We start from the raw sequence: 7,535 nt of genomic DNA on the forward strand, positions 1-7,535 counted from the left end.
CGCGGGCGGCGCCGGGGGGCGGGGCCGCCGGCGCCCGGGGGGGGGGGGGGGGGGGGGGGGGGGGGGGGGGGGGGGGCCCCCGCGCCCCCCCCGCCCTTGCGGGTACGGCCGCCGGGCCCGGTTCGGGGGCGGGATCTCAGCTGGTGGGCAGGGTCCCGAGGGTCACCTGGGCGGTCTGGCTCTGACCGTTGCGGGAGTAGGTGACGGCGACCTGGCTGCCGGGGGTGAGCGCGGCGAGCGCGGTGGTCAGTGAGTTCAGCGAGGTGATGTCGGTGTCGCCCAGCTTGGTGATCACGTCGCCCGGCTGGAGGCCGGCCGCTTGGGCGGCGCCGCCCTGGGTGACGCTGACGATCACCGCGCCGGCCGGCTGGAAGTTGCTGTCGAAGTAGGTCCGGGCGGTGACGCCGAGCGCGGCCCGGCCCGAGTTGGTGACCTTGCCGTCCTTGATCAGCTGGTCGGCGATGCTGGTGATGGTGGCCGACGGGATGGCGAAGCCGATGCCGGGTGCGGCGCTGCCGTTGAGCTCCTGGTCGACCGCGGCCAGGGTGTTGATGCCGATCACCTTGCTGTCGAGGTTGACCAGGGCGCCGCCGCTGTTGCCGGGGTTGATCGCGGCCGAGGTCTGCACCATGTTGCCGATGGTGGCGCCGGGCGATCCGTTGCCCCCGGGTTCGGTGACCGTCCGCCCGGTCGCGGAGACGATGCCCTGGGTGACGCTGCTGGCCAGGCCCAGCGGGCTGCCCATGGCGAGGGTGATCTGGCCGACCTCGACCTTGCTCGAATCGCCGAAGGAGGCCGGCTTGAGGCTCCCGGGCGGGCTGGAGAGCCTGATCACCGCGAGGTCGGAGTCCGGGTAGCTGCCGACCAGGGTCGCGGCCAGCGGGGTGGTGCTGTTGGCCAGGGTGACGGTGAAGCTCTGCGCCGTCCCGACGACGTGCGCATTGGTGACGATGTCGCCCTTGGCGTCGTAGACGATGCCGGAGCCCAGGCTGTCACCCGAGGTGATCTGCACCACCGAGGGCAGCACGTTGCGGATCACCCGCTGGTAGTCGGACTGGAGGTCGGTGCCGGAGCCGGAGGGGGCCGCCGAGGGGGTCCGCGAGGCGGAGCCGGAGGGCGACGCCGAGCCGGAGGCCGCCGTGGAGCCGGAGCCGCTGGTGCAGCCACTCGCCAGCAGGCCCGTCAGGGCCACCGCCGCGCCGGGCAGCAGCCAGAGCTTCGGCCCGGTGGGGCGCGGGCCCGCCGGGTAGGGGCGGGTGGGTTCCTTCTTCGGGCGCACCGGAGATCCTCCAGAAGGCGGCGGACGGGTCAGCAGATCTGACTTCGCCAGCATTCCACCGATATGTCCGGTTCTCCGGTAGGGCGCGCCCGACGATCCGGGCGCCCCTGCCTACAGCCGCACGCCCCGCGGCGGGCTCACGTCCTGCCCCGCGGCGGGGTCGTGTCCTGCCCCGCGGGCGCGGGGTGTTGGGCCGCGGTCACGCCTCCAGCAGCGCGAACAGGTCCTCCCAGCGGTCCAGCACCCGGTCCGGCGCGTACCGGGCGATCGCCGCCCGGGCCCGCTCGCCCATCGTGTCCCGCAGTTCCTGGTCGTCCATCAGGCGCCCGAGCTGGCGGGCCAGCGCCGAGGTGTTGCCGACCGGGGCGAGCAGCCCGTCCTCACCGTCGCGGATGATCTCGTGCACGCCCGGTGCGCAGTCGAAGGCCACGCACGGCACACCGCACGCCATGGCCTCCATCAGCGAGATCGGGAAGCCCTCGCCGCGCGAGGAGAGCACGAACAGCCCGGCCCCGGCCAGCGTCCCGGGCACGTCGTCGGTCCGGCCGGCGAACTCGACCGAGCCGTCCAGCCCGAGCGCGGTGCACTGCGCCCGCAGCGCGTCCTCCTCCTCGCCGACGCCGTAGATCCTCAGCTGCCAGCCGGGGCGGTCGGCGACCGCCTCCGCCCAGGTCTCCAGCAGCAGGTCGACGCCCTTCTCCTGGGCCAGCCGGCCGATCGAGACGACCGTCCGGGCGGCCGGGGCGCCGGCCGCCGGGATCGGGAACGGCAGCGGGTTGGGGATCCCGCAGGTGGAGTTCATGCCCCGGCGGATCCAGGCGTCGGCGTCCTCGTCGGTCAGCACCACCAGCCGGTCCACGTCCGCGTAGTAGCGCTGCACCCGGGCGAACCGGGAGGAGGCGCGGCAGGTGTCGAAGGACTCGTGGCTCATCCCGATGACGTGCAGGCCCTTCAGGTCCGCCAGTGCCACCCACTCCATCGCCCAGACCTGAGTGACGATCACCACGGCGCCCGGCCGGGCCGCGCGGAAGAGCTCGCTCATCCGCTCGGCGGCCTCGCGCATGCCGGCCGCCCGGGCGGCGTTGCGGCGCCGGGCCCGGACGTCCAGCTGCTGCCACGGGTAGCGCGGGGTCCAGGCGGCCGGCGGCTGCCCGTCGTACAGGGTGGTCATCCCGTACGGCAGGTCGTCGCCGAAGTCCTTGTGCACCACGGCCGGGCTGATGCCGATCAGCTCGACGCGGTGGCCGCGCCCGGTGAGCAGTTCGGCCATCCGGTGCGACCAGCTGGCGACACCGCCGAGCTCGTCCACGCTGTTGCTGACGATGAAGATGTCGCGGCTCACGCCTGCGCCTCCCGTTCCGCACCGAACATCAGGTCGGCGATCCGGGCCGCCGCGTCGCCCCGGTCGTACTCGCCGTACGCCGCCGCGAACTCCCGGCGGGCGTCCGCGTACTTCTCGCCGACCGCCGGCAGCTCCTCCAGTGCCCCGAACAGCTCGCCGGCGTCCCGCAGGACCGGGCCGGGCGCCTCGGTGAGCAGGTCGAAGTACGTGCCGCGGAGGTCGTCCGCGTACTCGTCCCAGTCGTAGGCGAAGAACAGCATCGGCCGGTCCAGCAGCGCATAGTCGAACATCAGCGACGAGTAGTCGGTGATCAGCGCGTCCGCCATCAGGTAGAGCGGGGTGACGTCCTGGACCGCCGAGACGTCCACCACCCGGCCGCGCACGGACGGCGGCAGCACCACCCGGTTCAGGTAGTGGCAGCGCACCAGCAGCGTCATCCGGTCGCCGAAGCGCTCGGCGAACTCCTCCACGTCGAAGGGCAGCTCGAACGCCCGGACCGTGCCGCGGGCGTCCGCCCGGAAGGTCGGCGCGTAGAGCACCACCGGCTTGTCGAGGTCGATGCCGAGCTCCCCGGCCAGCTGGCGGTCCTTCACCGCCCCCGGGCGCAGCAGCGCGTCGTTGCGCGGGTAGCCGGCCCGCAGCAGCCGCTCCTCGCCGATCCGGTACGCGGGCGCGAGGGTGCGCACGTCGTGCTCGGAGCGGACCACGAAGTGGTCGAAGCGCTCCAGCCCCGCCAGGTACTCGGCCTGCTGGACGGGCGTCTGGCGCTTGAGCGAGGCCAGGTCGAAGCCCATCTTCTTGAGCGCCGAGCCGTGCCAGGTCTGGATGTAGGTGGTCTCCGGGCGCTTGCGCAGCCGGTACGGGTAGCCCTGGTTGTCCACCCAGAACTCGGCCTGGGCGAGGGCCCGCAGGTACTGCCAGGACCAGCGCCGCACGAGGGTCGCCCCGGAGGGGAAGCCCTCGGTGCTGCCCGCGTAGGACCAGACCGGCTTCATCGGTGCGCCGCGGCGCACCAGCTCCTCGTAGACCGCGCGCGGGCTGTCGCTGTACTGGCGGCCCTGCTGGCTCTCGAAGACGACCTGGCCCTTGACCACCGGCAACTTCTGCAGCAGCTGGTGGTAGACCTTCAGCTTGGTGTCACCGCCGTTGACGGTGCGGCGCAGCTGGAGCGCGCCGCGGACGGTGCGGCGGGCGCGGTCGGCGGCGGTGTTGGCGAGGGCCGAGGCCTCGCCGCGCAGTGCGCGCTCGATCAGGTCGGTGCCGCGGCGGGCGGCGGCGCCCTCGGCGGCGAGCTCGAAGGCGAGGTGGCCGCGGGCGGTGGCGTGCGGGGCGAGTCGGTCGCCGGTGAGCCGGGTCAGCCGGGGCCGCACCGCCGGGGAGGGTGCCCCGGCGAGGTCGAGGTCGCCGACGGTGAGCCGGCTGGTGGTGCGCTCGCCGTTGACGGTGAGGGTGCAGCGGACGTCCCAGACGGCGTCGAGGACGCCGATCGGGCGCAGCTTGCGCGCGAGGTCGGCGGTGGCCCGCCAGGTGATGCCGTCGCCGTCGTGGCGGATGTCCGCGACCGGGAAGGAGCGGCCCTTCATGCCCTTGCGGCGGGGCGAGAACTCCAGCCGGGCGGAGAGCTTGGCGTCCTCGGGGATCCGGCCGAGCGGGTTGACGATCCGCCCGGCGAGCTCGATGCCGCGCGGTCCGGCGCCGTAGTGGGTGAGCCGGTTGCGCAGGAAGAGCTTGCGCAGCGGGGCGTCGTGGTAGCCGTGGGCGGTGACGTCCAGCACCCGGCGGCCCTCGGGGTCGTCGAGGTGCTCGGGGCAGAAGAAGACCCGGCCGTCGCGCTCGACGAGCGGGGCGGCGAGCTTGTCGCGGTTGATCAGGGTGTCGATGGCGGGCAGCAGGTTGTCCCAGTCGTCCTGCCCGAGCAGGTAGGCGCAGACCCGCTGCGGGCTGCCGACCTCGTCGTAGGCCTCGGGGGCGAGGCCGGACAGGTAGCCGCGGGCGTGCTCGGCGAACTCCTTGCGGAAGTCGTCGGGCAGGAACGGCAGGTCGCGCAGGTGGAGCACCAGGTCGTGCTTGAGGAACTTCACGTCCTTGCGGTACTTCAGCTCGGCCAGGCCGCGGTCGGCGAGCATCGCGTCGATCCGGCGGTGGATCTCCAGCCGGTCGGTGAAGTTGCGGATCTCGTGGCGGCGGTTGGAGAGCGAGCGCTCGCCCTTGGCCGGCGGGGCGACGTCCCACCAGTAGACCCGGTTGGGGATCAGGGTGATCTTCTCGGCGGCGAGGTAGGCCTGCGAGGAGAAGAGCAGGTCCTCGTAGAGGATGCCGACCGGGAAGGTCAGCGCGTGCTCGGCGAGGAAGGCCCGGCGGTACGCCTTGTTGGTGGAGAGGGTGTCCCAGACCAGCAGGTCGGGCAGCTCGGCGATGGAGTCCAGGGTGCGGGTCCGCGAGTAGATCCACGGGTACCAGGCGTCGGTCTTGCCGAACCGGTTGCCGAGGAAGCGCCGCACGCTCAGGCCGGAGACCAGGTCGGCGCCGCTGCGGGTGCCGGCCTCGTAGAGGTTGCGGGCGGCGTGCTCGGCGAGCTCGTCGTCGCTGTCCAGGAACATCACGTACTCGCCGCGGGCCTCGGCGACGCCGTGGTTGCGGGGGGCGCCGCAGCCGCCGCTGTTGGCGGGCAGCTGCAGGGCGCGGACACGGCCGGGGTGCTCCCGCTCCAGGCGCTGGGCCACGGCGAAGCTGTCGTCGGTCGAGCAGTCGTCGACGATCAGCACCTCCAGGCCGCGCAGCGACTGGCCGAGTGCGGAAGCCACCGCCCGGGGCAGCCGGGCGGCGTCGTTGTAGACGATCACGATGACGCTGACCAGCGGCTGCGCCTGGCTGGAGGGCATGGAGCGAGGGTCCTTGTCGTCGGTGGCGCTGAGGGTTTTCGTGCTCGGTCGATTGAGCCACGGCATTGTGGGAATCGGATGAATTCTCCCACCGCCCGGGGTGTGCCCCGTCCCCCGGGCGTCCGGGCGGGCGGCGGCGGGCGCGTTCGGCCTGTTCGGGCGGTGCGCGGGGCCGCGCTGGCGGGCGTGTCAGCCGCGCCGGGCGAGGGCCCTGCGCAGCCGGGCCCGGACGACCTCCCAGCCGCCGCGGATGCCGTCCGCGACGCGCAGGCCGAGTTCGCCGTTGGCGGTCCGGTACGCCTGTGCCAGGGCGAGCCGCACGGGCGGCCGGTAGACCACCGCGTGCCGCTTGGTGAGGCCGGGTGCGCGGACGGAGGTGACCGTCCGGGCGCCGTCCGCGAAGCCGATGCCGACCCGCAGCGCCCAGGCGGTCATCTCGCCGACGTCGCGCAGTTCGAAGGCGTCGACGCTGGTGGCGGCCGTCCAGCCGCCGTCCGGGTGCGGGGTGAGGTCGAGGCGGCGGCGCAGGGTGAGCGGGGGGCCGAGCCGGGTGCGGAGCTCCAGCTGGGCGTCGACCGGGCGGGCGGCGGAGACCAGGCCGTACGGGTCGTGGACGCGCAGCCGGACGGCGCAGACCGGGCCGAGCCGGACGCTGCCGTCGACGGCGAGCGGCAGGGCGGCGGTCGGCAGGTCGGCGAGGCCGGTCAGCGGGACGCCCGCGGCCAGCACGGGCCGGCCGTCGTCGTCGGTGAGGTACGGCGGGGCGAGCCGGGGCGGGCTGGCGGCGAGTTCGCAGGCGCGGGCCAGCTCGGTGCCCTCGACCGGCTCGGGGCGGGCCAGCAGCAGTTCGGCCAGCCAGCGGCCCGAGGGGCTGGCGGCGGCGAGCGCCTGCGGGCCGAAGCCGGTCAGGTGGGCGCGGGCGGTGCGCCACCAGGCGCCGCGGTAGCCGGCCGGCTTCTGCCGCAGCTCGCGGAGGTACATCCGCAGGTCGTGGTCGACGAACTTGGTGCGGGCGGCGTCGGCGAGGCCCGGTTCGGGGGCGTCGGCCAGGATCCGGACGGCCTCGGCGTGCGCGTCCACCCGGTCCTGCCAGTTGCGGATCTCGTCGCGGCGCAGCGAGATCGACTGGCGGCCGGCCTCGCGGCGGACGTGCCAGAGGTAGACGGTGTCGCCGACGGCGACCAGCCGGGGCCGGGCGGCGTAGAGGCGGGCGGTGAAGACGAAGTCCTCGTAGTGCACCGGGCCCTCGGCGAAGCGGACCTGGTGCTTCTCCAGGAAGTCCCGGCGGTAGAGCTTGTTCACGCAGAGGGTGTCGCGCAGGAAGCCGGGCCGCTCGCCGATGCCGTCGTAGCGGCGCGGGGGCGCCCCGGCGGCGGGGAAGAGGTCGCGCTGCCAGGGGGTGTCGGTGCCGGCCGGCAGCTCGCGCCGCACGCAGACGCCGGCGACCACGTCGGCCTGTTCGGCGAGGGCGGTGGCGAGCAGGCCGTTCACGGCGTCGGGGGCGAGCACGTCGTCGCTGTCGAGCAGCATCACGTAGGGGGCCGCGGCGGCGTCCAGGCCCTGGTTGCGGGGGGTGCCGCAGCCGCCGCTGTTCTCGGTCCGCGTGATGACTCTCACGCGCGGATCGGCCGCGGCGAGCCGGGCGAGGCGCTCGGGGGTGGCGTCGGTGGAGGCGTCGTCGACCACGACGACCTCGGCGACGGCGTCGCCCTGGGCCAGTGCGGAGCGCACCGCGTCGCCGACGTGCGCGGCATCGTCGAAGACGATCACCACGATGCTGACCTGGGGTGCGGTTCTCGGTGCCGTACCGGGAGTGCTGGCGGTCATCCCGCGACCTGCTCCTCCCGCTGACGATAACCGCCTGCGATCGTACCGGACCGTACTTATCAGGGTGTCCGATAACTCGCCCTGATCGTTCCCGGCCGGGGCGCCCGCGGCGGCCGCGGGCTGGCCGGTCGGGCGCCCGCCTATGTTTTGGTGCATGTGGGGGTTTATCCCCGGCGGCGCCGGATACATCGGCGGGCAAGTGGTT

General features: G+C 74.1%; 4 protein-coding genes. All 4 read right to left on the reverse strand.

Going from position 1 to position 7,535, the window contains the following annotated elements; all coding sequences use genetic code 11:
- Positions 1–136: 136 nt before the first annotated feature.
- Positions 137–1,210 (reverse strand): S1C family serine protease, encoded by a 1,074-nt coding sequence (locus tag ACFV0G_RS28485; protein WP_380554075.1) that lies wholly within the window; start codon positions 1,208–1,210, stop codon positions 137–139.
- Between the two features lie 268 nt (positions 1,211–1,478).
- The gene (locus ACFV0G_RS28490) at positions 1,479–2,621 is read right to left on the reverse strand and encodes a glycosyltransferase (RefSeq protein WP_380554063.1); all 1,143 of its coding nucleotides are present in this window, start codon (positions 2,619–2,621) and stop codon (positions 1,479–1,481) included.
- Complete coding sequence (locus ACFV0G_RS28495; protein ID WP_380554066.1) at positions 2,618–5,503, reverse strand: CDP-glycerol glycerophosphotransferase family protein; 2,886 nt, start codon at positions 5,501–5,503, stop codon at positions 2,618–2,620. Before ACFV0G_RS28495 ends, ACFV0G_RS28490 begins: the two co-directional genes overlap by 4 nt.
- Before the next feature lie 189 nt (positions 5,504–5,692).
- Positions 5,693–7,330, reverse strand: a complete 1,638-nt coding sequence (locus ACFV0G_RS28500) for a glycosyltransferase (RefSeq protein ID WP_380554069.1) — start codon at positions 7,328–7,330, stop codon at positions 5,693–5,695.
- Positions 7,331–7,535: the final 205 nt, after the last annotated feature.

The organism is Kitasatospora sp. NPDC059571 (assembly GCF_042735675.1).
In the GTDB taxonomy this organism is placed as follows: domain Bacteria; phylum Actinomycetota; class Actinomycetes; order Streptomycetales; family Streptomycetaceae; genus Kitasatospora.